Source organism: Sphingopyxis soli (assembly GCF_018682675.1).
GTDB lineage: Bacteria > Pseudomonadota > Alphaproteobacteria > Sphingomonadales > Sphingomonadaceae > Sphingopyxis > Sphingopyxis soli.
In genome coordinates this window covers 1-24,089 of record NZ_JAFMTR010000068.1, presented here as the reverse complement: position 1 = coordinate 24,089, position 24,089 = coordinate 1, and the positions used below count along the sequence as shown (strand labels likewise).

The window sequence follows — 24,089 nt, the reverse complement described above, 5'->3', positions numbered from 1 at the left end:
TTCCTTATATGGCTTTGCCTTGGGCGGCGCTCTACACCGCGGCCGCCCCAAGGGCAATTCGCCGTATCAGCTTCCCGCGAGCTTCGCCGCGAGCGCAACCACCGGCGGCGTCAGCGACAGAAGATAGACGGTCACGCGCACCGCGATGACCAGCAGCGCCACCGCTTTCGTCGCCGGATGGACGTGCCCCAGCGCGCGCCGATCGTGCAGCGCGACGATCCCGACGACGCCAAGCTGGATCAGCGCCACCGGAATGTCCGCCCAGCCGATCATCATCGGCATCGGCAACAACCGGCCGAGCGCCGGTTCGAGAATGACGATCGTCGCACCGATCATCAGCCGCCGGTGCCATTCGGTGTCGCGCCGCCGGCGGATCGCCGCCATCGCGGTCAGCCCGAACGCGAGCGACTCCACGGTCGTCAACGCCAGGAAATAGGGCGGCGTGAAAAAGGGTGGAAAGCGGTTCAGCGCCAGCGACGCCAGCCCGACGAAAATGCCGAGGCAGACGATCAGCGCGGCGAGCGCGGCCCCGGCCCAGCCGAGCCGCCGGTGCAGCGCCAGGTTGCCGCGAAGCTCAAGCGTCGGCTGGACGATCAGCAACCCCAGCCAGGCCAGCATCGCGACGCCGTGCAGATGCACCCAGAAGGGCGCCCGCACCGGATCGACGAACCCGCGCAGCGCGAATTGCAAAAAGCCGAAGATGATGAAGATGGCGAGCCCGATCGCCATTCGCTGCCAGAAACGTTCGGTGCGCACCGCACCCTCGACGATCGTCGCCATACCCCACTCCCCAAGCCATTCCCGGGCGGAGACTATCGCAAGCGGGACCGGTGCGAAAGCCTCAGCGCGCGGGGTCGTCCGCGAAGCGCGCGGCTACCTTCGCGTCGATCCCCGCCGCCTTCAGCGGCATCGCGAAACTCTGTTCGACCGCCGTGCGCGCCGCCCCCTTCGCGAGGCGCATCGGCACCGTCGCCTTCGCCTGCCTGATCAGCTCTTCCTGCGCCGCCTTGCGGTTCGCGGCGTCGAGCGTCTTTTCGGCGTCGGTCAGCGTCAACAGGATCACCCCGTCGCGAAACTCGCTGATCGAATCCAGATCGATCTCGGGCCCGGCGAGGCGGAGCGGCGGCAGCGTCACCGTCAGCGCCTTCGTCGCGGCATCCCAGTCGAGGTCGGACTGCCTGAGCTTGCCAAGGTCGAGTTCGTAGCGAACGGTGCCGGGCATGATCAGCGTCTTCTTGGCTTCGAGGCCCAGCCGCGACTGGGTCGAGGTGACGACCGCGACATAGCGCGCGGTGAAGGGCACCAGCACATTCTGTTCCTGCAATCCCTGCAGGCTCGCTGCGACAACTGTCTCTGGGTCGAAGCCCTTCTGCCAGTCGCGCCAGACGCTGACCGCCCACCAGGCGGCGAGCGCGAGCAACGCAGCAGCGGCGAGCAGGATCAGGCGCGGCAACAGGCGCGGTGCGGGCGAGGACGCGGGCGTGGTCATGGTGCCTTGTAATCCGAACAGTCGGGCGCCGGCCGGTCCATTTCACGGCGCGACGTCGCGGGGTTGTAGTGCAGCACGCGATCATAGCTGCAACGGGGATCGGGCGCGCGCACCAGATCGGCACGCTTCAGCCTGGCCGCGCTGTTGTCCTCCGACCGGCGCGAGCTGCGCGGGAAGGTCGCCGCGGCCGCCAGCACGAGCGCCATCGGCATCAGGCCAGCACCCACTCGTCGTCCTGCGCCCGCACGACGCCGCGCGCCTGAAGGTCGAGCAGGTGCGCAAGCACCGACCGCCCCGCCGCGCCGGTCAGCCGGGGGTCGAGACCCTTGTACATATGCTTCACCATCTCGGGGATCGCACGCGTCCCCTTGTCGAGTTCGCGCAATATCTGCCGCTCGCGCTGCTTGCGATGGCCCAGCATCCCGCGCACCAGTTGCCTCGGCTTGGTCACCGCGGGGCCGTGCGCCGGATAATAGATGCGGTCGCCGCGCTCGTACAGCTTCGACAGGCTTGCCATATAGGCGGCCATATCGCCGTCTGGCGGGCTCACCACGCTCGTCGACCACGCCATCACATGGTCGCCGGTGAACAGCGCCCCGCTTTCGACGAGCGCGAAGCAGAGGTGGTTCGACGTATGCCCCGGCGTCGCGACCGCCTCGATCGTCCAGCCGTCGCCCGCAATCCGCTCGCCGTCGGTGAGCACGCGGTCGGGCGCATAGTCGCTGTCGAAGGCCGAATCCGCCCGCGGCCCGTCGTCGGCCAGCGCCAGCGGCGCGCAGCCGATGATCGGCGCGCCCGTCGCCGCCTGCAAGGGACGCGACGCGGGACTATGGTCGCGGTGCGTGTGCGTGCAGAGGATCGCGGCGATGCGCTGGCCCGCGGTCGCGCGCAGGATCGCCTCGACATGCCCGACGCCGTTGATGTCGGCGGGGTCGCCGATGCTGAGGCCGCTTCCGGTCGGGCCCGGATCGATCACCGCGACGTCGCTCCCCGCCCCGACGATCCACGTCTGGGTGCCGGTGAAGGTATAGGGTGAGGGATTGGGCGCGAGCACGCGGCGCACCAGCGGCTCATGCTGCTCGCAGTCGCCGGCGCGGATCGTGTCGGGCCAGGGCCTTTCGTCGCTCATGCCCGTCCATGTGGCACCGCGCGGCGCGAAGGAAAAGGGCAGCGGGAGAAAAAGGCGGCACCAATAGAGAAAGGGAGCGAACATGGCCGCCCCCTTTCCCCGCCCCTATCGCCAGCGCCACCGGGGAATGGGCGCCGGCCAGGAAGATGGTCGGGCCTCAGTCGCCCGATTTCTCGAGATCGGCGATCGCCTTGTCGAGGTCGGCGGCGACCTTCGCGCGCATGTTCTCCGACAGGCCGCGCGCCGTCTCGGCCTTCATGAAGCCGTCGCGCGCCTTCTTCAGCGCCGCCAGCCGCGCCGCCTTGCTTTCGGCGGTGTCGCCGCAGCGGATCATATAGATGTGCTGGCGCTTGTTGCCGTCGACCTCCTCGCGGTTGACGATCGGCGCGGTCTTCGACCCGTCGCCGCACTTGCCCATCACCATCGCCTTGCCATCGAAGCTCTGCCACGCGCCATGCGCGACCATCGGCGGCAGGGGCGGCATCGGAGGCATCGGCGCCATCACGGTGCGGATACGTTCCTTGCGCTTCGCCTCCAGCTTGTCGGCGATCGCCTCGGCCTGCGCGCCGCCGATCCCCTGCTCCTTGAGCGTCGCAAGCACATCGTCGCGCGACAGGCTGCCGGGGGTGCGGATCTCGACGCGCTTATACTTGCCGTCGGCGGGCGCCAGCATCACCGCGGGCTTGCCCTCGCCATCGCCGTCCTGGCGGATCACGATCCGGTGAACCTCGCGCTTCTTGCCGTCCTTTTCGGCAGCGTCGCCGTCGTGCTGCTCGGCGAAGATCATCGCATGGGGCGCATCGGGCGCCGCCGGAGCCTCGGGCGGCAGCGGCGCGTCGGGCGCGGCGGGGGGTGCAGGCGGCGCAGCGGCCTCGGCATCGGCCTGCACGCTCGCGGTCGCAGCGGGCACCAGCGTCGCGGTCGTCGCCAGCACCGCCACCGCGGCACCGCCGACGAGCAGCCGGCCGACCAGCCCGCGCTTCTTCGAAATATCCTGCTGCATCAGCATCGTCAGTCTCTCCTGCAGATTGTCGTGGACCGCCATCGGCGCCGCGAGCGACAGCCGCGATCCGACCGCCGCCTTGGCGATCGCGGTGGCATAGCGCGCGGTCCGCACATTGCGCGGGGCGGTGTCGGTCATCGTCAGGACGCGCGCGTCGCACGCCGCCTCCTGGTCGAAACGGAAGGCGCGGATCGCGCGCCAGGCAAGGGGGTTGAACCATTGCGCCGCGAGCAGCAGCAGCGCCGCGGCATTCGCCCACAAGTCGCCGTGGCGATGGTGCGACAGCTCGTGATCGATCGCCAGCGCGCGCTCTTCGGTCGCGTAGCGCGCGAAGAAATCGTGCGGCACCGCGACGAAGCGCCGCCACAGGCCGAACGCGACCGGCCCGTCGACCGCGTCGGTCATGATCAGGCGGATGCTGCCCAGCGGCTCGAGCTCGACCGCTCCGTCCAACACCCCGGCACGAAATCGCTGATGCGACAGCGCCGCGCTGACGAGCACCGCGACGAAGCCCAGCGCCCACAGCACGAACAGCAGGGGCAGCGCATCGGCAAGCGTCCAGCTCGCCTCGGGAATGGCGACCGGCGTCCCGACCGCCTGGGCAGCGTCGACGACCTCCATCAGCACCACGTCGGCGGGCACCGCCGACGACACCACCGGCGCCGGATCGGCGAAGGGCAGCGGCGGCAGCACCAGCCGCAGCGCGGGGACGAGCCACAACGTATAGGCGAGCTGCGGGCCGAAATGGCGGGCAAAGGGCTTGCGGATGACGAGCACCGCAAGGACGAGCGCGGCGGTGGCGACCATCGTGTCGCCCCAGACCTGCATGATCATCGCGGCGCTCATGACTTGAGCTTCCGCAGCAGGGCTTCGATCTCGGCGATGTCGGTGTCCGACAGCGCCTCGCGCTCGGCGAGATGCGCGATCAGCGGGCTCACCCGCCCGCCGAACAGCCGGTCGACGAAGCGCTGCGATTCCTCGCCGACCGCGTCGGCGCGCTCGACCGCGGGACTATAGAGATAGCGGCGCCCGTCGGCTTCCGCCGTGACCGCGCCCTTCTGGACCAGCCGCGCCAGCAGCGTCTTCACCGTCGCCTGCGTCCATCCGTTGATCTTGCCGATACGCTGGGTCAGGTCGGCCGCGGTCTGCGGGGCTTTGTCCCACAGCGCCGACAGCACCTGCATTTCGGAATCGCTTGCTCTTTCCGCCATGGTGGAACCCCTCCTCTAGGCGTTGATCTGCAACGCGACTACAAATGTAGTCAATCGGCTGAATGCTTCATGAACAAGATGAACGGCACCCGATGCAGCTGTCACCACACCATCGATAGCGAGCGGCGCGCCATGTAGGCCGCGGAACAAAAGTCGGCAGTGGCGAAGACGACCCGCGCCAGCGCGATCGCGCGGAACCGCTCGGCGAAAGCCGCGCGCTTCGCTCGGTGCTGGCCCCCCTCGCTAGGCGACCGCATTCGCGACCGGCGCCGCGTCATAGAGCCCGTCATAGTCGGGAAGCGGAACGTGCGCCGAGAAGATGCTCGCGATCAACCGGTCGACCGCCGCGGCATATCCAAGCGATCGTTCGGTAAACTGGGCCGAGGCGGAGGCGCACGCCGATTGGAGGCGGGCATAGGTGGCGGAATCGCCGGCCAGCGTTCGGATCGCAGCAAGATAAGAGTCGATATTCTCGGGCACAGCTTCCAGGATACATTCGCCGATCACGGGGAGCGCATTGGACAACCTGCTGGTGATGACGGGCTTGCCGGTAAGGACAGCCTCGGCGCAGACAAGCGGCATGCCCTCGCAAAAGTCGCCGCGGGTCGGCACGATAAGAGCGTGGCAATCATGATAGGCGGCATCGAGTTCGCGACGTTCGAGGCGTCCGCGCAGCGTAACGCAGTCTCCCAGTCCGAGCCGATCGACCTCGGCGCGAAGCTCGGACAGCGCCCCGCCGTCCCCGCAAACGTCGATCGATACGGCGCGCCCCGGCGCATCGCGAAGCGCCTGCGCCATCGCGAGCAGATCGAATACCCCTTTGTTCCGTTCCACACGACCGGAAAACAGCAGCCTGAATGGCGAGGCGGGATCCGCGAACGGATCGGCGGGATGGGGATCGCTCGCGGCAAACTGCGACGTCCATCCGAAATACGGCAGGTGCGCGGCGCCGTCGGAGCGGGCCTGCACGCCGCATTCGGGCGAACAGCCCATCGCCCCGGCGGCAATATGGCGAAAGAACCACGAATCCAGCTTCCGGATAAGTCTCTTGAGCGTTCCCCGCGGCTCGAAGCCGTTCGGCCAGCGCACATTGTGAAAATTCACCGCGACCGGGATGCCGAGCAACTTGAACAGGGCAAGCATGAAATAATGCGTCGATCCGGAATCGATGATCGCCAAATCGGCCCCGATGCGCCGTGCATAGACGGCAAGCCGGACGCCATACCAAATACGCGAAAGATGGAAGCCGGGGCCGGTCGCCCTCTCGCCGCGGCGCGGCAGGTTTCGGAAAGTCAGGCCGTCCTGTTCGATGCTGCCCGCGTCCGCGTTGCTGGTGACCAGTACGCCGGTGATGCCGTGGGCGACAAGCAGGCGGCGGAGTTGCTGCGAAAAGGAAAAGCCGGTGACGCCGGCCGCAATGCCGCCCTCGCGCATCGCGTCGGCGACGATGTTGCCCGGCCCAAGAGCGCAGAAGATTTTCATTGCGGACTGTCTATCTCTGTCGTGCAGCCCTGCCAACACCCGCGCCGGACAATTGGACCAATATGGGATGGCGCCAGCTGTCGGGATTTTTGACACCCCCGCGCCCCGGTAAGGAATCGCTAACCAGCGTGTGCCGCCGGAATCGCCGTTGCCCGAAAATTGGCACGCGCCTTGTATGGTATAAGATGTTCCCGAGTGTTCCGCTCAATGGAGCGGTGGGGGACATCAGTCTGGTCCCTGATGTCCCCTGCCCCCACTCCGGAAATCCCCACTTGCCCCCGACGCAAACGGGGGGCGGAGCGGCCGAAAGGCCCCGCCCCCCGGATGCTTTGATCCCGTCATCGGCAGCGTCCGGCCCGCGCGCGCGAAAAAGGCGCGAGAAGCTTCCTCCTCGCGCCTTTCGTCTGCGACCCGGAAAAGGCGCCTTACAGGCCGTCGAGCCCCTTGCTGACCAGCACGTTCACCGCGACACGGCGGTTCTGCGCCTTGCCCTCGGGGGTGCTGTTGTCCGCCGTCGGGTCGGCTTCGGCCATCCCGGTCGGGGTCAACATGCGATAGGGCTTCCAGCCGCATGCCTGCTGCAGATAGTTCACGACGCGCCCGGCGCGCTTCTCGCTGAGGACCTGGTTATATTCCTCGCTGCCCACCGAATCGGTGTAGCCCACGACGAGGAGCAGGGCATTGTCCATGCCCTCGGCCTGGCTCGCGGTGGCGCACAGATCGGCCTTCGCCTGCTCCGACAGCACGGCCTTGCCGGAGTCGAAGTTCACGTTCGTCGTGCTCTTGATATTATATTTGTCGATGTCGCCCATGCGGCCGCGCAGCGCTTCGGTCGCCGCGGTCTGCTCGGCAAAGCGCTGGTCGGTGCCGGTGCGGATCATGTTCGCGGTACGCAGATCCTTGCTCTTCAGCACGACCTGGTTCGCGACCAGCCCGCCGTCCCACTGCAGAGTCTCCACCGTGACGGGCAGCCCGTTGAGCAGCGCATTCGTCGCCATCTTGCTGCTGCCGAGGCCCAGGAAGCCGCCGTTCGCCTTGACCTTGGTGCTTTCGCTCAGGAAAATGACGGTGTTGGTGCCGTCGGCCGCCGTCACCTGCATCCGGTTGCCGCTGCGCGCCGAGATCATGCCCTCGAGCTTCGGCCCTTCGGTGAGCTCGGACAGCGGCGGGATCTGGGCATAGACGGTCGCGACAGCATCGCCGCCCGCCGTGCCCTGTGCGGTGTCCTGCGACTCCTGCGCGGCAAGGCTGGCCGACGCGGGCGCGGCCAGCATCGCCAGTGTCAGCAAAATTCCGGAACTCTTCGAAACGGCACCCATATGCTACTCCTTCAACGGGGTGGCAGGGGCACGCGCGTTCGCATGACCCCTTCTGGCACAGGAATACTCGCGGCCACGGCGAAAGTTGCGCGGGTCGTCGGGCGCCTTGCACGGCTAATCGAGGATCGCCTGCCCGCTCATTACGGCGGAAATCCGCGCCTGCCGTCGCTTTTCGCAACAAGACCAACGCCCTAGGCTTGGCGAGTCCCCGGTAGTTGGCGGCAGGCGGGTGGCTGTTAAAAAAAAGCGCGGGAACCGTGGGCTCCCGCGCTTTTCGGTCCGCTGGCGGGCGATCACCCCGCCGGGGTCGGCGCCGGTTCGTTCGCCGGCGCCGGATCGGCGCCGGTGTCGGCCGCTGCCGACGCGCCCGCCGTTTCGGCGACGGCCGCCGCGAACTGGTCGGCACTGAAGCTCATCGCCAATCCCTTTTCGGTCAGGAAGAAGGCCTTGCGCGGCACGCGCACCTCGCCCTTGTCGGTCGCGACGACAACGCCGTCGGCATCGGCCGACTTCACCTTGCCGACGACCGACGTGCCGCCGACACCGCGAATTTCGGCGCCCGGCACCAGGGCGGTTTCCAGCGCGGCCGCCGCGTCGGCGGCCTGCTTGTCGAGCGCAGCGGTCAGTTGCGCAGCCGTGATCGTGATCGCCAGACCCTTGTCGGTCTGGGCAAAGACGTTCGCGGGCAGCGCCGCCTGGCGGCCGCCGAAGTCGACCACGACGACGCTGCCGTCGTTGCTGGCGATCGGGCCGAGTTCGACGCCTTCGGAATCATGGACTTTCGCGCCGACGTCGAGCTTGACGGTCGACGCGGCAGGCTGCGCCTGCGCCAGCGCGGCGGTGCCGGTCGTGGCGGCAAGGGCGAGGGAGAGGGACGTCATCAGGCCTGCATATTTGCGCATTTCGGGCTTTCTCCTTGGATTGCATCGGGAATGCATGGGGTTTGCGATGCCCGTCAAACGCGCCAGCGCGCCCGAAAATACCCCCGTTCGGTCGAGCCGTGGCAACGGCGGGACGAACGGAGCGCGGGCGAGCTTCTCTCCGAAGCGGCCTTTTCACCGAAGGGGCTCGCCCCGGGATCGCGGGCGCACCCGGCAAGGCGGCCGCCTGTCGTCGGCTCGACCGGCTGTCGAATGTGCTGCCACAAAATCTTCCCCGCTTGCGGGGAGGGGGACCGCCGAAGGCGGTGGAGGGGCTGGCGTCCTGAAGCGGCGCTGCGGCACGACGCGAGCCCCTCCGTCAGCGCTGCGCCGGAGACGCAGTTTATCCTGAGCGCCTGCAAGACAATCGAAGGGCGCAGCCACCGCCCCGCAAGCGGGGAGGATCGAACATCCGCTCCCCAACCCAACCCGAACCGATCCCCTACCCCCCGAACTTCGCATCATCGGGGATCACCGCCCAATTCTTCTCCGCGGCGGCGATGAAGCCGGCGCGGTCCTGGTCCCACTTCGCCTTCACATCCTGGTTGAAATTCAGGTACAGCTTGCCGCCGACCACGGCATAGGCCAGCGGGTCGCCGGGCGCGAGATAGCCGCGCGACATCGCCCACGAACAATGGCCGCCATATTGCGGCGCAAAGGCCGCGGGATCGGCCTTGAACATCGCGGCATGCGCCGCGCTCGCGAAATGATAGATTGCCCCGTCATGCTCGACGGCAAAGGCGGCGTCGCCCTTCACCGGCACGCCGTCGCCTTCGAAATAGCTGACCGCATCATAGCCGCTGACCGCGATATGGCCGCCCTCGACCCCGACATAGACCGGCTTGGCCCAGGCATGGGGGGTGAACGCCGCCGCCGACAGCGGCAGCGCCGCCGCCGCCAGCAGCGCGAACAGAAATGGCTTCTTCATGGGACCGACTCCGACAGACATTATGCCGCCAGTTCGCCGGAAAATGGCGCACGGTTACACCCGCTTGGCGCGGCCCCGGTTCGGCTGGCGTTCATCTTGACGTGTTAACCCCTATCTTCCGGGGATCAGGGAATGCGCGCGATGAAGACACCTGCCCCTTATGCGATCCTCCTCCTCGCGGCGCTCGCCGCGCCCGCGCACGCGCACGCGCAGGACGACGATCTCGCGCAGACCGGGTCTCCACCGCAAAGGACGTCGATCCTCTACACCTATGGCGACGATCCCTGCCCCGAGACGACGGGCGACGAAATCGTCGTCTGCGCGCAGCAGCCCGAATCCGACCGCTACCGCGTACCCAAGGATCTGCGCCACCAGAATGAGGAGGCGCCCGCCGGCGGAGGCTCGTGGGCGTCGAAGGTCGAGGGGTATGACGCTGTCGCGCGCCAGACGCGTCCCGACAGCTGCTCGCCCGTCGGCAGCTACGGCTTCACCGGCTGCGCCGCCGCGGCGCTGCGCCAATGGTTCGAGGCGCGCCGCGCCGGAACCCCCTGAGGCAGCAAGCCGCATTCATCGCAGAGCCAGCATGGCGCGCGCATAACGTCGCCGCTCTTCAAGGGAGGAAATCATGCGCAAAGCCTTGCTGGTCGCCGCGGCGCTCGTCGCCACCCCTGCGCTGGCGCAGGCCAACCCCCAGATCGACTATCCCGCGTTCCAGACGCTCACCGCCCGCGTCGCGCCGCAGCGCGCCGACCGCCTGCTCGCCTTCGATCGCTTCAAGGCCGAGGCCGCGAAGCCTGGCGCCCTGCTCCTCGACGCGCGCTCGAAGGACGCCTTTGCCGCGGGGCATATCGCGGGCGCGGTCAACCTGCCGCTCACCGATTTCACGGCGGAGAGCCTCGCGGCGGTGATCGGTCCCGATGCGAACCGCCCCATCCTCATCTATTGCAACAATAATTTCTCGAACAACCAAAGCCCCGTGCCCGTCAAGGCGGCCGCGCTCGCACTCAATATCCAGACCTTCATCAACCTCGTCGGCTATGGCTATCCCAACGTCGCCGAGCTCGCCGACGTCGTCGATCTGCGCGATCCGAAGGTCGAGTGGGTGACGGGGTAACCGGAGCAGGCGGCCCAAGCCACCCTCGTCGTCGCAGCCTTCGCCGGGATGACGGAAGGGTGGCAGCCACGCAATTTTCGCACTCCCCCCTTGCCAAGCGCGACATTTTGCATCATTGGCACCCCCATGCGCGGCAACGCCCTTCTTCTTCTGCGACTTACACGCCCTTGGGCGTGACACTGGCTGCGCAGCTGTCGCGGCCACCCGCTCAAGGGTCCGATCGACAAGCGACACCAACTCCGCAGAAGAAGTTTACACCCCATGACCATGCTCCGCGACCCCTCGGTCAAATATAGCGCCTTCCCGCAGGTTCCCTTGAGCCACCGCGAATGGCCCGGCCGCGTCACCACCAAGGCGCCCATCTGGCTCTCGACCGACCTGCGCGACGGCAACCAGTCGCTGATCGACCCGATGGATGCCGAGAAAAAGACCCGCTTCTTCGACCTGCTGGTCAAGTGCGGGTTCAAGGAGATCGAGGTCGGCTTCCCCGCCAGCGGCGCGACCGACTTCGACTATATCCAGGGCCTCGTCCGCGGCGGCCGCATCCCGGAGGGCGTCACCCCGCAGGTGCTGACGCAAAGCCGCGCCGACCTCATCCGCACCAGCTTCGACAGCCTCGAAGGCGCGAAGACCGCGATCGTCCACGTCTATAACGCGGTCAGCCCCGCGTGGCGCAAGATCGTGTTCAACATGGAAATGCCCGAGATCAAGGGCATCGCGATCGAGGGCGCGAAGCAGCTCCGCGACAATGCCGCGCGCCTCCCCGGCACCGACTGGCGCTTCCAGTACAGCCCCGAAACCTTCTCGACCGCCGAACTCGATTTCAGCATCGAATGCTGCGAGGCGGTGATGCAGATCCTCCAGCCGACGGCCGAGAACCCGATCATCCTCAACCTCCCCGCAACGGTCGAGGCGTCGACGCCGAACATCTACGCCGACCAGATCGAGTATTTCTGCAAGAACCTGCCGAACCGCGACACCGCGATCATCTCCCTGCACACCCACAACGACCGCGGCACCGGCGTCGCGGCGGCCGAGCTCGGCCTGCTCGCGGGCGCCGACCGCGTCGAGGGCTGCCTGTTCGGCAATGGCGAGCGCACCGGCAACACCTGCCTCGTCACCGTCGCGCTCAACCTGTACACGCAGGGCGTCGATCCCGAACTCGACTTCTCGAACATCGACGAGGTCATCCAGACGGTCGAATATTGTAACAACCTGCCCGTCCACCCGCGCCACCCCTATGGCGGCGAGCTCGTTTACACGGCGTTCTCGGGCAGCCATCAGGACGCGATCAAAAAGGGCTTCGCCGCGCGCGAGCGCCAGAATGACGAGCGCTGGGAAGTCCCCTATCTGCCCATCGACCCCGCCGACTTGGGGCGCAGCTACGAAGCGGTGATCCGCGTCAACAGCCAGTCGGGCAAGGGCGGCGTCGCCTGGGTGCTCGAACAGGACAAGGGGCTGAAACTGCCCAAGAAGATGCAGGCGAGCTTCAGCCATGTCGTCCAGGCGCTGGCGGACGAAACCAGCCGCGAACTCGGCGCCGAGGACATCTGGCACGCCTTCGAACGCCAGTATCTGACGACCGAAGCCAAGCGCTTCCAGCTCGTCGACTGGTCGGAAACGCACAGCGGCGCCGACCGCATCTTCGCCGGCAAGCTCACCATCGACGGCACCCCCCGCAGCGTCAGCGGGCGCGGCAACGGCCTGATGTCGAGCGTCATCGCCGCGCTCCGCGAAAGCGGCGGCCCCGTGATGGACATCGTCGACTACAGCGAGCACGCGATCGGCCAGGGCAGCAATGTGCAGGCCGCGGCCTACGTCGAATGCCGCACCGCCGACGGCAAGAGCCTGTTCGGGTGCGGGCTGGATACCGACGTCGCGACGGCGAGCGTGCGGGCGATACTTAGCGCGGCGAATGGGGCTTAGCAGCTAGGCTGCACGCTTTCTGAACAGCGCGGCCAAGCGCCCCTTCCAGCCTTCGGAGTGCACAATCCGAGCGTGGTGAAGGCTCTCCCTCAGAATTTCACCCTTGGTAAGTTTCGAAATAGGCCGCCAATCGCCCGTAAAGACGTAGATGGCGTTGTCCCTTCGGAGGCTTTCAAGGACGATAATGCCGTCGCCCCGAAAAACGTAAGCCATATAGTCGTCGAACCCGCCTTCGCCGACCCAACGCTCATCTGGACCGAAGTCTTCAAGCGCCTTCTGTCGATCAAGAACAATCTCGCGCGATTTGGGGTTCATGCGTGCAGTGGCTTGGTCGACGTGCTCTTGGATTTGTTCCCAAGGATATTTTCCGGTGGGAAGCAGCTTCCAGTTCGCTTTCCGAATTGCAGGCAAGACGATGCGGTCCAGTTGCACCGTAGCGATCTCGCACGAACCGAATAGTTCGAGGAACAGGTTGATCGTATGCAATGCACGATCGCGATGAGTGACTGAGCGGTAAAGAACGTCGGACATCACTATGCGCTGCGTGTCATTCTCAACGTAAGTCAATTCAACGCTCGGCGGCGAAACCAAATCACGCTGATAACAAAGGCGAGTGATGTCCTTGTGCTCGGTGTGCTCTGTGCCATCCCACGTGGTCCAGGACCAACTGATGGTGCGAATATACCTCATCTCTCTGGGCAGATCGCGCCGAGCGATCCAACGACCCTCAGCATTAAAACGAGAAATGGGCCCCACGATGGACGGCAAGATCGTCTCGCCCGCGCCGGGATCTTCGCTCAGACCCATGCGCGTCAATTCATCGGGATTTTCGATCTCGTACATGAGGCGGAAGCCTTCGCCCTCAGGCACAACGCCCCAGTAAAGATCGATATTTCGAACTCTCTTTCGACCAATTCGCATTTCAAAAATCTCCAAAAAAAAGCCGCCTTTCGGCGGCCCTAGTTATCCACGCGGCGGGAAGTCATCGTTCCCGTACGAGTCCTTGTCCCTGATCTGACCATTGGGGCGGTGGATCACCACCTCGCTCCTCTGATTGATCGCGATTTCCCTAGCCGCAGCCTGCGCTTCGGCTTGGGTGCGGTGAGTGGATGTCACCCGTTCATTGCCCGCACCGCGAACGGCCCAGCCATCGCCATGCGGAACCACATGTTGGTTCTTTCCCATACGCTCATTCCCAAACATCCCGCGGCACGATTGCCGACGATTACGTACTGTTATATCCGTACGGTTGCGCGCTGTCAACTCACGTGGTACGATACCGTCTGGTGGCCGAAACCGCGCAGCGGTTTCGGCCAATGCCGATTCCGCTGGGGAGTAATCATGGCGCTGGCCAATAAAATTAAAGAACTTCGAATTAAAAATGCGATGTCGCTCCAAGACTTAGCGACCAAAGTTGGTGCATCAAAAGCGCACATTTGGGATTTAGAAACGGGGCGGGCGAAAAATCCGACGATTGAACTACTGGTGAAGCTGTCCAACACCCTTGGCACCAGCGTTGCCGAGTTGATCGGAGAGAGCGCTGACTCTGATGGCGATGAGCCAGAAGTGCTTGCAATGTTCCGAGATTTAAAAGAACTATCCGAAAATGATCGGGAAACAATAAAGATAATGATGGAGCGCCTTAAACGTCGGGAGTAGGATGCAGGTCACGCGGCTGGATCTAGATGGAACAGGCTCACCCCTTGGATTGGCAGGCAAGATATTGGAGGCCGAGCCAAGTCTCGTAATACCTGTGCCAATCGAAGATCTAGCGCGGCAGCTCGACATTCAAGATATTGCAGAATTAACAACGGAGGGATTTGAAGGCGGCCTAATCACTGACGACGTTCGAAGTTCCGGAATAGTCCTTGTTCGCAAGGGAATGAATCGACATCGCAGGCGCTTCACGATTGGGCATGAACTTGGCCATTTCCTGATCCCCACTCATAGACCCGCAACCCCTCAAGGGTTTCTCTGCTCCGCTCGCGATCTCAACAAGTGGTCGAACAATCAACAAGACCGAGCAGTAAGGATGGAAGCCGAGGCAAACAGGTTTGCTGCTGCAATTCTTCTCCCTCCCCCACATTTGCGACGCTTCATGAACGGCTTTGGCAATCCGCACTTGGAGCAGGCTCTTGCCATTCATGAACACTTCGACGTGTCGAAGGAGGCGGCCGCTCGAGCCTACGCTTCCCATCACCGGGGCAGAGTGGCCGTCGTAGTAGCACACAACAATCGTATTCTGAGAATCTACCGCTCCTCGACGCTTCCAAAGTTGTGTGTTGCTCCCGGATCAACGCTACCGCGGCTCAACGTTCCTACATCGTCGCCCGGTTCACTCTCCAGAATGGAAATTGGCCGAAGCGAGTTTTGGCTGGAAAGCGAATGGGGAAAGCGCCTTCCGCGAGTTTATGAACAAGTCCTATTTCAAAAAGACACTTTCGCCCTGATCATGCTGTGGTGCGAGGAAAGCGAGGACGACGAGGATTACGATCCTGAGGAAGGGAAAACGGCAAAAGAGAGATATCGCGACCGAATGGAAGCGAAACACCGATTCTAGGTTTCCAACACACAAATCTCCCCTTCCTACATTTAACCCATATGGTTCACTCTTACGGTTTCACCCAACCGAAAGGACGAATCGATGGACGACGCCGCCCCCAATCCCGCCGACATCCCCGCCCCCGGCAGCTATCACTGGACGCCCGCACTCCAGCGCGCGTTTCTGGAGAGCCTGGCGACCACCGGGTCGGTGAAGATCGCCAGCACCTCGGTCGGCATGTCGCCGCGCGCGACCTACGACCTTCGGCACAAGCCGCAGGGCGCGGCGTTCCGGCTCGGCTGGGCGGCGGCCATTCTGATCGCGCGCGGGCGGCTCGCCGACGAGCTGCTCGACCGCGCAATCTGGGGGCATGACGAGATCACCACCGTCACCCGCGAGGACGACCGCAGCTTCACCAAACGCCGCCGCATCGAATCGCGCCTTGGCCTCGCGATGCTCGCGCGGCTCGACAAGATGGTCGAAACGCGCGCGCAGGCGGGCGAGGAGATGCTGGCGCAGATCATCGCCGGCGACTGGCCGGGCTTCCTCTCGCTTTTCGACGTGGACGCGGATAACGCCGAAGCCGAGGGGCATAACGCCGCCCTCGCGCTCTGGCTCGCCGGCCGCGACAACCGCGCCAACCCGCTCGTCGCCCTGTCCGCGGACGATGCAATCGCGAGTGAAGTTGCGCAGATTTCCGGCGGTTTCGACGGCGATGGCCCAACCCCCGAAACGCCCGAAGAGGCCGCCGCGGCGATGACCGTCTGGTTCGACGACCGCGCCGGGGAGTGGCGCACCGACTTCCCGCCGCCCGAGGGCTTCTACGGCTATGAGGAAGGGCAGTTCGGCGATCCCGCCTATGCCCGCGAGCTCGACGACGACGAGCTCGAACTTTATGAAGTGCGGCGCATGGCAGAGGTCGCTCCGCTGTACCGGGCCGGCGAAGCCGCCCGCCGCGCCTTCTTCGCCCTCCCCGCCCCCGCCAACGACCCGGCGCTCGAAGGCGGGACGGTCCGCAAAAGCGCGAGCGGTTAACCCATCCCGATCGTCACCCCGGGCTTGACCCGGGGTGACGAAAGGAGTGGATTCTGGTGCCCGTTTTGCGCCGCGGCGTACCCCGCCCGGCCCCCAACCTTGACTTTTCAGGAAAAACCGCCCATATCGGCAAGGCTAACGTCGCATGCGACGGAATTTGACGGCCCCTTGGGGCAGACTCTTCCCTTCACACGCTACCAGCTCCGCCGGTGCTTTTGCCGGTGGATTCCCGTTTCTCGTGAAAGGAAACACCCCATGGCCATCGGCACCGTAAAATTCTTCAACACCGACAAGGGCTACGGCTTCATCGAAAATGAAGACGGCTCGGGCGACAGCTTCGTCCACATCACCGCGGTTCAGGCCGCGGGCATGGACACGCTCCACAAGGAACAGCGCGTCTCCTACGAACTCGAAACCGGCCGCAACGGCAAGGTCTCGGCGATCAACCTCCAGTCGGCCTGATTTTGGCAAAAGAGGAACTGATGACGTTCGAGGGGCAGATCGACGAGATCCTGCCCGACGGACGCTTCGGCGTCGTACTCGAAAATGGTCATCGGGTGATCGTCTATACGGCGGGCCGGATGCGGCGTTTCCGCATCCGGTCGGTCGTCGGCGACGCCGTGCGCGTCGAGATGACGCCCTATGACCTCAGCAAGGGCCGCCTTGTCTACCGCGAACGCGGGGGCGGGCCGGTTCCGCCCAGCCAGCGCAAGCGGCGCGGGCTTTAAGCTGAAGGGCCAGCGCAAACGGCGCGGGCCCTAAGATGAGGGGCCAGCGCAAACGGCGCGGGCTCCGATCCGGGAGGCGGCGCACCGCGCGCCGCTTCCAACCAACAAACATGTAAAATCAAAGATAAAGATGATGACTATCCCTATGAATATGAACTCTATTTTTCCTGCTCTGCCCGCGCTGTCGCTGGCCGGCAAGGCGCAGACGGCCAGCCCGTCGCGCCGCCGCCGCCCGACGCTGTCGCGCCGCGAGCTCAGGCGTCTGATCGCCGATATGGTCGATTGATCGACCGCCCAACCTTAAGGAAGCAGCCATGTCGGCCACGATCGAATTCTACCTCACGCAGGCGGGCAAATGTTCGGAAGAGGCCAAGGCCTCGCCGCTGAACCAGGTCCGCGACCGCAACCTCCGCGCCGCCGCGGCGTGGCAGGCGATGGCCGACAAGCTGCTCCATTCCGAAAAGCTGCGCGCCGAAAAGGAAGCGGCGATCGCCGCCGCGAAGGTCTGACCCGACGTCTCAGCCGATCGACAGGAAGGCGGTGACCGTCAGCCGCCCGCGCCGCGGGTCCGCCGACAGCGCCGCACCGGGCGAAATCGCCCCGCTGTGCAGGTTCCAGCTCGGATAGAGCAGCGCGCGGTTATACGCCGCGGGCTCGGTACGAATGCATTCGAACAGCGGCGTGTCGCCGGCGACATAGGCGGCGGGCGGTGGTCCGCCATAGCGCAGCTCGGTGTCGAGGTGACGAAAGAACAGCTCGCGCCGCGCCTCGGTCACCGTCTCGAACCCGGTGGCACGATGGCGGAAAAAGGCGGTGCCGTCGCCGCCCGCCGGGTCGAGATAATGGACCAGCGCGATGCGGTCGGCGCCGAAGGCGTCGACGTGCGGCAGCCGCTGCGGCACCGCCAGCGCCCCGGGCGGCGTCGAGACGATCGAAAAGCTCGCATCGATCACCTCCGCCGCGCCGCGCCGCCCGAACGCATCGGCGACCGCGGCGACGATGACCGGAAGCTGGTCGGCAAGATAGGCGGCGGGCAAGGCGGCGCGGACGCCGGGATAGTGGTTGCGTGCGGGCCCGAACGCCGCCCCGGCGGCAAAGGCGCGCAATGCGCCGGGATCGGGCGCGAAATCCTCGATGACCGCAATCGGCTGCGCCTCCCCGCCGATACTCCCGATCCGGACCGTCGCCGTTGTCATGCGCCGAGCATAGAGACGGGACGGGCGAAGGGCCAGTCCGCGCGGCTTGGCGAATCGAGAGACAGGTGTATCATGGCGAAATGAATATCTCACCCGGACACGACTCCCGCGCCAACCAGAAACAGCGCACCCGCAGCGCGATTGTCGAGGCGGCGATCAAGCTGCTCGGCACCGGCGTTCGCCCGACCGTCGCGGAGGCGGCGGCGGCGGCGAAAGTGTCGCGCGCGACCGCCTATCGCTATTTCCCGACACAGGACGCGCTGCTCGTCGAAGTCGCGGCGCATCGCCCCGCCGACGCGGTCGAGGCGCTGCTCGATCGCGCGCCCGGCGACGACGCCCGCGCGCACCTGCTGAAGCTGCAGACGGGATTCCTCGACACGGCGATCGCCGAGGAGGCCGCGATGCGCGCCGCGCTGCGCGCCTATCTCGACGCCTGGTTCACCGCGCGCGAAAAGGGTGAGGCGGCGCCGGACGTCCGCGAGGGTCGGCGGATGCGTTGGATCGCGACCGCGCTTGCTCCCGAACTCGCAGCGCTGCCGGCCGCGCAGGCGCGGCGGCTGCACGCCGCGCTCGCGCTGACGATGGGGATCGAACCGCTCGTCGTGATGAAGGATGTCTGCCGCGCCGACGACGTCGAGGCGCGCGCGACGCTGGCTTGGGCGGCCGAAGCGCTGCTCGCCGCGGCGCTCAAGGCAGAAGCGTGAGATATTGATCTTTACATGAGACGCAAGTCTCAATATAGGTGCGCCATTGTTCCAGGAGAATTGCGCCATGAGTCCCGCCCCCGCCCTCACCCGCGAGCGTATCGACCAGCTCATCGACGATCATTTCCGCTATGAGGCGACCGACGATGTCGACGCCGTCGTCGCCAGCCTGACCCCCGACGCCGCGCACCATGTCGTCCCCTCGCCCGTCGGCCCGATCCGCGGCCGCGACGCCGCGCGCGCCTTCTACCGCCGTCTGTTCGACGCGCTCGCCGGGGAACAGGTCACGCCGGTTCGCCGCCTCTATGGCCCCGATTTCGTCGTCGACGAGGTGCTGTGGCAGGGGCGCGTGATCGACGGTTCGATCTTCCTGTGCGACGGCCGCACCGGCAGCGTGACCTTCCGGATGCTTCACGTCTTCGAATTCGAGGGCGACCTGATCCGCAGCGAACAGGTCTGGTGCGACCTCGCCGCGATCCAGGCGCAGCTCGGCGTCGGGGCGTGCGACGAGGTTGCGGCATGACCGGCGCGACGCCCGAGCAGCTCGCCGCCTATCTGGCGCGCATCGGGGGCGTGGGCGACGTGCGCCCCGATCTCGCAACGCTGACCGCGCTTCACCGCGCGCATGTCGACAGCGTCGCGTGGGAGTGCATCGACTGCTTCCTCGGCCGCCCGACGACCCGCGACCCGCGCGCCGCGTTCGACAAGATCGTCACCGGCGGCCGCGGCGGCTGGTGTTACGAGATGAACGGGCTGTTCGGCTGGATGCTCGAGGCGATCGGCTTTTCGGTGACACATCTCGCGGCGGGGGTGATGCGCGAACAGCTCGGCGAGAATGCCATCGGCAATCACCTCCTGCTCATCGTTCATCTCGATCGCGATTATCTCGCCGACGTCGGACTCGGGTCGGGGCTGGTCGAACCGATCCCCTTTGCCGAGGGCGATTATGTCCAGCGCCACGCGACCTTCGGCCTGCGCCCTTTGGCGGACGGCTGGTGGCGCTTCCACAACCAGTCCGATGTGCTGCCGCCCAGCTTCGACTTCTCCCCCGACGTCCGCGACGAGGCGCTGCTGGAGGGGGCGTGCCAATGGCTGCAGTCGGACCCCGGCTCGCCCTTCCGCCAGAATGTCGTGATCCAGCGTTACGGCCCGAACGGCCTCGACTCTCTCGTCGGTCCCGCGCTGATGCGCACAAATGCCGGCGGCACCGAACGGCGCGAGCTTGCCGACCAGGCCGGCTATGCCGCCGCGCTCCGCGACCGCTTCGGGCTCGATCCGGCCGACGCCGCCGCGATCTGGGCGCGGCTCGGATAGTCAGGGCGCCGGCAGGTCCTCGGGCTTGGCGAACGATCGGCGCAGCGCGTCGAGCGTCGCCGCATTGCCCTTGGCAAAGAAAGACAGCAGCGCCCGGCCGCCCTCATTGTCCGGATAGCCGGTCGACGTCAGTCGCACGCGCGTCGCATCGCCGGCAGGTTCGAGTTCGATAAACGAAGTCACGCGCCTGCAATCCTCCCGGTGCGGGAATTCGTCGGGCGCCTCGATGCCACGGCGCGCTCGACCGTCAAGATCGTCAGGCATGCGGCGCTGAAGATCCACGAGGGCGCCGACCACGGCCTGACGGTCAGCCATCAGGACCGGTTCAACGCCGACCTTCTCGACTTCATCAACAGCTGATACACCGGAGGCGCGGGCTCCCCCAACCGCGCCTCCTCTCTTTCCAAAGGAGACGTGCCATGATCCTCGGTCTGACCATTCCGCAATTCACCACGCTGCATGTCCTGATCAGCTTCGTCGGCATCGTCGCCGGCCTGATCGCCCTCCCCGCCTTCGCCCGCGGCCACATTCTGCCCCGCGCCAACGTGATTTTCCTGTGGTTCACATTGCTCACCAGCCTGACCGGTTTCCTATTCCCGATCGTCGCCTTCACCCCCGCGCTCGGTGTGGGCATCTTCTCGACGCTGATCCTCGCGGTCGCGCTCTGGGCCTGGTACGGCCGCAAGCTCGCCGGGCGCGCCGGGGCGATCTACGCCATCGCCGCCACGATCGGCCTGTGGCTCAACCTGTTCGTGCTGGTCGTCCAGTCGTTCCTGAAGGTGCCCGCGCTGAACGCGCTTGCTCCCAACGGCAACGAGCCGCCGTTCGCCGCCGCGCAAGGCTCGCTGCTGATCGCGATGCTCGCCCTCGGCTATTTCGCCTTCCGGGCCAGCCGCAAACGCGCTGCGGCCTGAGAAGCCCTGGTGTCCCCGCGCAGGCGGGGATCCATCGCCGGCCGATCCGAACTTGCATCCCCCGCTGGTGGAATCACCTGGCGACTCGGAAAACACGGCAAAACAAGAATCTGGAGTGCCGGTTTTGATTCAATCAGAACCGAACGCGCTCTAGGGGCGCCGGGATGACCCGGCGCCCCATGGCGCACCGCAATCGGTGGCCCGATCAGATGCCCTGAATCAGATGCCCTGACCGCCCGACACTTCGATCCGCTGCGCGGTGACCCAGCGATTGTCCTCGGACAGCAGGCTCGCGACCATCGGTCCGATATCGTCGGGCAGGCCGACCCGGCCGAGCGCAGTCATCGCGGCGAACTGTTCGTTGAGTTCGGGGTTGTCGCGCACTGCCCCGCCGCCGAAATCGGTCTCGATCGCGCCGGGCGCCACCGTGTTGACCGCGATGCCGCGGCTGCCGATTTCCTTCGCCAGATAGCGCGTCACCACTTCGATCGCGCCCTTGACCGCGGCATAGGCCGCATATCCGGGATAGGCGACGCGCGTCAGGCCCGACGACAGGTTCACGATCCGGCCGCCGTCGGCGATCATCGGCAACAGGGTTTGCGTCAGGAAATAGACGCCCTTGAAATGCACATCGACCAGCCGGTCAAACTGCGCTTCGGTCGTCTCGCCGATCAGGGCATAGTCGCCATGGCCGGCGTTGTTGACCAGATGGTCGATCGTGTCGCGGCCCCAGACGTCGCGAAGAATGGTTGCCAGATTCTCCGCGAACCCGGGGAAAGCCGACACCATGCCGGTGTCGAGCTGGATCGCCGCCGCTTTACGGCCCATGGCGCGGATTTCCGAAACAACGGCGTCGGCGGCCTTGGCGTTGCTATGATAGGTCAGGACGACATCGCCGCCGCGCCTGGCGATGCTGAGCGCCATGTTGCGGCCGAGACCGCGGCTGGCACCGGTGATAAGGCTGATCTTGGTCATGGTCTTCACTCCTTGGCTTGGTTGGCCTCATCCTTATGGCCGCCCAGGCGGGGGCCGTGTTGCCTCGCCCTTTCCAATTCTTGCCTGATCCTCCAAAGCCCGTGCAGGTCCGGGCAAAGGCTGCTATGACGATGCCATGAACGATCTCCTTCTGGCCGTCCGCCGCTACACCGATGCGCATGTCGGGCCCGATGGCGTCGCCCCGACGCCGATCGCCGGGCTTTCGACGATCCGCGCGCTGGCGCCCAGCGATATCAGCTATGCGATTTCGCGCCCTCTGGTCGCGCTCGTCGTTCAGGGCGCGAAACATGTGACCATGGGGACGCAGGGCTTCGCCTTCGGCGCCGGAGAATCGCTGCTGATCACGGCCGACGTCCCGACCGTCAGCCAGATCACGCGCGCCAGCATCGCGGCGCCCTATTATTCCTTCGTGCTCGAACTCGACCCCGCCGTGATCGCGGAATTGTCGGCGGAGATGAACGCGGTCGAGCCGGTCGACGAAGCGCCGGTACGGATCGGCGCCACCGACAGCGAGGTCGCCGACGCCGCGGCGCGGCTGATCCGGCTGCTCGACCGCCCGCAGTCGGTGCCGGTGCTGCAGGCGCAATTGGTGCGCGAGATTCATTACTGGCTGCTCGCCGGCCGTCATGGCGCGGCGATCCGCCGCCTCGGATGGCCCGACGGCCACGTTCCCCGCATCGCGCGCGCGGTGGCGATCCTGCGTACCGACTATGCGCAGCCGATCGCGGTCGAGCGGCTGGCCGCGGCCGCTGGCATGTCGCCTTCCTCCTTTCACCAGCATTTCAAGGCGGTCACCTCGCTCTCGCCGATCCAGTTTCAGAAGCATTTGCGGCTGATCGAGGCACGCCGGACGATGCTGGCGGAGGGTGCAAACGCCAGCAGCGCCGCCTTCGCGGTCGGTTACGAAAGCGTCCCCCAGTTCACGCGCGAATATCGCCGGATGTTCGGACTCCCGCCCGTGCAGGATATGAAAATCGCCCGGGGCCGCACCCTCGCGGCGGCCTGATCCCCTCTTGCGCGACCTTCCCTTTACGTTAAGGTAAGTTTCAAACCGCAACCGGAGAGTGTGATTCATGAGCCTTCCCCCGATCTTCGACCGCCTGCGCCTGCCCGTCATCGGCTCGCCGCTGTTTATCGTGTCGGGGCCCGAACTCGTCATCGCGCAGTGCAAGGCCGGCGTCGTCGGCAGCTTTCCCGCGCTCAACGCGCGCCCGCAGTCGCTGCTCGACGAATGGCTCCACCAGATCACCGAGGAACTCACCGCGTGGGATCGCGACAATCCCGACCGCCTTTCGGCGCCCTATGCCGTCAACCAGATCGTCCACAAATCGAACGACCGGCTCGAGCAGGACATCGCAACCTGCGCCAAGTGGAAAGTCCCGATCACCATCACCTCGCTCGGCGCGCGCGAGGAACTCAACCAGGCGGTCCACAGCTGGGGCGGCATCACGCTCCATGACGTCATCGACGACCGCTTCGCGCGCAAGGCGGTCGAAAAGGGCGCCGACGGCCTGATTCCCGTCGCCGCGGGTGCGGGCGGCCACGCCGGCCGCCAGTCGCCGTTCGCGCTGGTGCAGGAAATCCGCGAATGGTTCGACGGTCCGATTGCGCTGTCGGGGGCGATCGGCCACGGCCGCTCGATCCTTGCCGCGCAGGCGTGCGGTGCCGACCTAGCCTATATCGGCAGCGCCTTCATCGCCACCGCCGAAGCCAACGCCGATCCGGGCTACAAAAACGGCATCGTCGAGGGCCGCGCGGCCGACATCGTCTATTCGAACCTCTTTACCGGCGTCCACGGCAATTATCTTCGCCAGTCGATCGTCGCTGCAGGCATGGACCCCGACAACCTGCCCGAGGGCGACCTCAAGACGATGAACTTCGGTTCGGGTGGCAATACCAAGGCGAAGGCGTGGAAGGATATCTGGGGTTCGGGACAGGGCATCGGTTCGGTCTCCGCGGTGCGCCCGGTCGCCGAATTCGTCGCCGAACTCGAGGCGCAATACCTCGCCGCCCGCCGCGAACTGGAGGCGAAGGTGCGCCTTTGAGCCCCGCCGCCGATCTGTCGGCGATGACGGTTTTGGGGTGGATTCCAGCCTTTCAATTCTCGTCATGCTGAACTCGTTTCAGCATCCATGGGCT

At 65.9% G+C, this 24,089-nt stretch carries 32 protein-coding genes; 17 read left to right on the top strand and 15 right to left on the bottom strand.

The window, feature by feature from the left end; all coding sequences use genetic code 11:
- Positions 1–66 precede the first annotated feature (66 nt).
- The 10 genes from J1N50_RS11185 to J1N50_RS11140 form a co-directional block, all read right to left on the bottom strand.
- Positions 67–780, bottom strand: a complete 714-nt coding sequence (locus J1N50_RS11185; protein WP_215353536.1) for an adenylate cyclase — start codon at positions 778–780, stop codon at positions 67–69.
- Between the two features lie 61 nt (positions 781–841).
- The gene (locus J1N50_RS11180) at positions 842–1,489 is read right to left on the bottom strand and encodes a DUF4230 domain-containing protein (RefSeq protein ID WP_215353535.1); all 648 of its coding nucleotides are present in this window, start codon (positions 1,487–1,489) and stop codon (positions 842–844) included.
- Complete coding sequence (locus J1N50_RS11175; RefSeq protein WP_215353534.1) at positions 1,486–1,716, bottom strand: hypothetical protein; 231 nt, start codon at positions 1,714–1,716, stop codon at positions 1,486–1,488. The genes J1N50_RS11180 and J1N50_RS11175 overlap by 4 nt, the downstream gene beginning before the upstream one ends.
- Positions 1,701–2,618 (bottom strand): MBL fold metallo-hydrolase, encoded by a 918-nt coding sequence (locus J1N50_RS11170; RefSeq protein WP_215353570.1) that lies wholly within the window; start codon positions 2,616–2,618, stop codon positions 1,701–1,703. The genes J1N50_RS11175 and J1N50_RS11170 overlap by 16 nt, the downstream gene beginning before the upstream one ends.
- 157 nt (positions 2,619–2,775) lie before the next feature.
- Positions 2,776–4,467: a M56 family metallopeptidase gene (locus J1N50_RS11165; protein ID WP_215353533.1), complete on the bottom strand. Its 1,692-nt coding sequence runs from the start codon at positions 4,465–4,467 to the stop codon at positions 2,776–2,778.
- Positions 4,464–4,832, bottom strand: a complete 369-nt coding sequence (locus J1N50_RS11160; RefSeq protein WP_215353532.1) for a BlaI/MecI/CopY family transcriptional regulator — start codon at positions 4,830–4,832, stop codon at positions 4,464–4,466. Before J1N50_RS11160 ends, J1N50_RS11165 begins: the two co-directional genes overlap by 4 nt.
- Positions 4,833–5,075: 243 nt before the next feature.
- Complete coding sequence (locus tag J1N50_RS11155) at positions 5,076–6,314, bottom strand: glycosyltransferase family 4 protein (RefSeq protein ID WP_215353531.1); 1,239 nt, start codon at positions 6,312–6,314, stop codon at positions 5,076–5,078.
- Positions 6,315–6,739: 425 nt separating this feature from the next.
- Positions 6,740–7,633: an OmpA family protein gene (locus J1N50_RS11150; RefSeq protein WP_215353530.1), complete on the bottom strand. Its 894-nt coding sequence runs from the start codon at positions 7,631–7,633 to the stop codon at positions 6,740–6,742.
- A gap of 293 nt (positions 7,634–7,926) precedes the next feature.
- Positions 7,927–8,514 carry a hypothetical protein gene (locus J1N50_RS11145; RefSeq protein WP_246553393.1) on the bottom strand — a complete coding sequence of 196 codons (588 nt, stop codon included), beginning with the start codon at positions 8,512–8,514 and terminating at the stop codon, positions 7,927–7,929.
- A 481-nt stretch (positions 8,515–8,995) separates the two neighbouring features.
- Positions 8,996–9,481 carry a YHS domain-containing (seleno)protein gene (locus J1N50_RS11140; protein WP_215353528.1) on the bottom strand — a complete coding sequence of 162 codons (486 nt, stop codon included), beginning with the start codon at positions 9,479–9,481 and terminating at the stop codon, positions 8,996–8,998.
- Positions 9,482–9,622: 141 nt separating this feature from the next.
- On the opposite strand from J1N50_RS11140, the gene J1N50_RS11135 reads away from it, so the two are divergent.
- The 3 genes from J1N50_RS11135 to leuA all read left to right on the top strand — a co-directional run bounded on the left by J1N50_RS11135 (position 9,623) and on the right by leuA (position 12,521).
- The gene (locus J1N50_RS11135) at positions 9,623–10,033 is read left to right on the top strand and encodes a hypothetical protein (RefSeq protein WP_425516938.1); all 411 of its coding nucleotides are present in this window, start codon (positions 9,623–9,625) and stop codon (positions 10,031–10,033) included.
- Between the two features lie 73 nt (positions 10,034–10,106).
- On the top strand, positions 10,107–10,595 hold the full coding sequence (locus tag J1N50_RS11130) for a rhodanese-like domain-containing protein (protein WP_215353526.1): 489 nt from the start codon (positions 10,107–10,109) through the stop codon (positions 10,593–10,595).
- Positions 10,596–10,856: 261 nt separating this feature from the next.
- Positions 10,857–12,521: a 2-isopropylmalate synthase gene (gene leuA / locus J1N50_RS11125; RefSeq protein WP_215353525.1), complete on the top strand. Its 1,665-nt coding sequence runs from the start codon at positions 10,857–10,859 to the stop codon at positions 12,519–12,521.
- A gap of 3 nt (positions 12,522–12,524) precedes the next feature.
- Here the strand turns inward: leuA and J1N50_RS11120 are convergent, their stop codons facing one another.
- On the bottom strand, positions 12,525–13,457 hold the full coding sequence (locus tag J1N50_RS11120; RefSeq protein ID WP_215353524.1) for a hypothetical protein: 933 nt from the start codon (positions 13,455–13,457) through the stop codon (positions 12,525–12,527).
- 27 nt (positions 13,458–13,484) lie between these two features.
- Positions 13,485–13,706, bottom strand: coding sequence for a DUF2188 domain-containing protein (locus tag J1N50_RS11115; RefSeq protein WP_215353523.1), 222 nt, complete (start codon positions 13,704–13,706; stop codon positions 13,485–13,487).
- Between J1N50_RS11115 and J1N50_RS18030 the strand changes: the two genes are divergently transcribed.
- The 7 genes from J1N50_RS18030 (at position 13,677) to J1N50_RS11085 (ending at position 17,335) form a co-directional block, all read left to right on the top strand.
- On the top strand, positions 13,677–14,180 hold the full coding sequence (locus J1N50_RS18030; RefSeq protein WP_343227866.1) for a helix-turn-helix domain-containing protein: 504 nt from the start codon (positions 13,677–13,679) through the stop codon (positions 14,178–14,180). The two genes, J1N50_RS11115 and J1N50_RS18030, sit on opposite strands and share 30 nt — an antisense overlap.
- A gap of 1 nt (position 14,181) precedes the next feature.
- On the top strand, positions 14,182–15,081 hold the full coding sequence (locus tag J1N50_RS11105) for an ImmA/IrrE family metallo-endopeptidase (protein WP_215353521.1): 900 nt from the start codon (positions 14,182–14,184) through the stop codon (positions 15,079–15,081).
- A gap of 84 nt (positions 15,082–15,165) precedes the next feature.
- Positions 15,166–16,098, top strand: a complete 933-nt coding sequence (locus J1N50_RS11100; RefSeq protein ID WP_215353520.1) for a hypothetical protein — start codon at positions 15,166–15,168, stop codon at positions 16,096–16,098.
- A gap of 255 nt (positions 16,099–16,353) precedes the next feature.
- Complete coding sequence (locus tag J1N50_RS11095; protein WP_093508668.1) at positions 16,354–16,560, top strand: cold-shock protein; 207 nt, start codon at positions 16,354–16,356, stop codon at positions 16,558–16,560.
- A gap of 2 nt (positions 16,561–16,562) precedes the next feature.
- A complete protein-coding gene (gene infA / locus J1N50_RS11090) occupies positions 16,563–16,826 on the top strand; it encodes a translation initiation factor IF-1 (protein WP_058457547.1) in 264 nt (87 codons plus the stop codon).
- Between the two features lie 151 nt (positions 16,827–16,977).
- The gene (locus tag J1N50_RS17965; RefSeq protein ID WP_281414833.1) at positions 16,978–17,112 is read left to right on the top strand and encodes a hypothetical protein; all 135 of its coding nucleotides are present in this window, start codon (positions 16,978–16,980) and stop codon (positions 17,110–17,112) included.
- A gap of 28 nt (positions 17,113–17,140) precedes the next feature.
- Complete coding sequence (locus J1N50_RS11085; RefSeq protein ID WP_215353519.1) at positions 17,141–17,335, top strand: hypothetical protein; 195 nt, start codon at positions 17,141–17,143, stop codon at positions 17,333–17,335.
- 9 nt (positions 17,336–17,344) lie between these two features.
- Here J1N50_RS11085 and J1N50_RS11080 read toward each other — a convergent pair whose 3' ends face one another.
- Positions 17,345–18,022, bottom strand: coding sequence for a DUF6445 family protein (locus J1N50_RS11080; RefSeq protein WP_215353518.1), 678 nt, complete (start codon positions 18,020–18,022; stop codon positions 17,345–17,347).
- A gap of 80 nt (positions 18,023–18,102) precedes the next feature.
- Between J1N50_RS11080 and J1N50_RS11075 the strand changes: the two genes are divergently transcribed.
- The 3 genes from J1N50_RS11075 (at position 18,103) to J1N50_RS11065 (ending at position 20,040) form a co-directional block, all read left to right on the top strand.
- Entirely contained in the window at positions 18,103–18,726 is a 624-nt protein-coding gene (locus J1N50_RS11075; RefSeq protein ID WP_215353517.1) for a TetR/AcrR family transcriptional regulator, read from the top strand.
- A 67-nt stretch (positions 18,727–18,793) separates the two neighbouring features.
- Positions 18,794–19,249 carry a nuclear transport factor 2 family protein gene (locus J1N50_RS11070; RefSeq protein ID WP_215353516.1) on the top strand — a complete coding sequence of 152 codons (456 nt, stop codon included), beginning with the start codon at positions 18,794–18,796 and terminating at the stop codon, positions 19,247–19,249.
- Positions 19,246–20,040, top strand: a complete 795-nt coding sequence (locus J1N50_RS11065) for an arylamine N-acetyltransferase family protein (protein ID WP_215353515.1) — start codon at positions 19,246–19,248, stop codon at positions 20,038–20,040. Before J1N50_RS11070 ends, J1N50_RS11065 begins: the two co-directional genes overlap by 4 nt.
- Here J1N50_RS11065 and J1N50_RS11060 read toward each other — a convergent pair whose 3' ends face one another.
- Complete coding sequence (locus J1N50_RS11060; RefSeq protein WP_215353514.1) at positions 20,041–20,223, bottom strand: SRPBCC family protein; 183 nt, start codon at positions 20,221–20,223, stop codon at positions 20,041–20,043.
- 18 nt (positions 20,224–20,241) lie between these two features.
- Here J1N50_RS11060 and J1N50_RS11055 point away from each other — a divergent pair, with 18 nt between their 5' ends.
- A complete protein-coding gene (locus tag J1N50_RS11055) occupies positions 20,242–20,400 on the top strand; it encodes a hypothetical protein (RefSeq protein WP_246553391.1) in 159 nt (52 codons plus the stop codon).
- 59 nt (positions 20,401–20,459) lie between these two features.
- Entirely contained in the window at positions 20,460–20,954 is a 495-nt protein-coding gene (locus tag J1N50_RS11050; RefSeq protein WP_215353513.1) for a hypothetical protein, read from the top strand.
- A 219-nt stretch (positions 20,955–21,173) separates the two neighbouring features.
- Here the strand turns inward: J1N50_RS11050 and J1N50_RS11045 are convergent, their stop codons facing one another.
- Positions 21,174–21,929, bottom strand: a complete 756-nt coding sequence (locus tag J1N50_RS11045; protein WP_215353512.1) for an SDR family oxidoreductase — start codon at positions 21,927–21,929, stop codon at positions 21,174–21,176.
- Positions 21,930–22,065: 136 nt separating this feature from the next.
- Here J1N50_RS11045 and J1N50_RS11040 point away from each other — a divergent pair, with 136 nt between their 5' ends.
- Both J1N50_RS11040 and J1N50_RS11035 read left to right on the top strand, forming a co-directional pair.
- Positions 22,066–22,956: an AraC family transcriptional regulator gene (locus J1N50_RS11040; protein ID WP_215353511.1), complete on the top strand. Its 891-nt coding sequence runs from the start codon at positions 22,066–22,068 to the stop codon at positions 22,954–22,956.
- Positions 22,957–23,023: 67 nt separating this feature from the next.
- Entirely contained in the window at positions 23,024–23,995 is a 972-nt protein-coding gene (locus J1N50_RS11035) for an NAD(P)H-dependent flavin oxidoreductase (RefSeq protein WP_215353510.1), read from the top strand.
- The last annotated feature ends 94 nt before the right edge of the window (positions 23,996–24,089 follow it).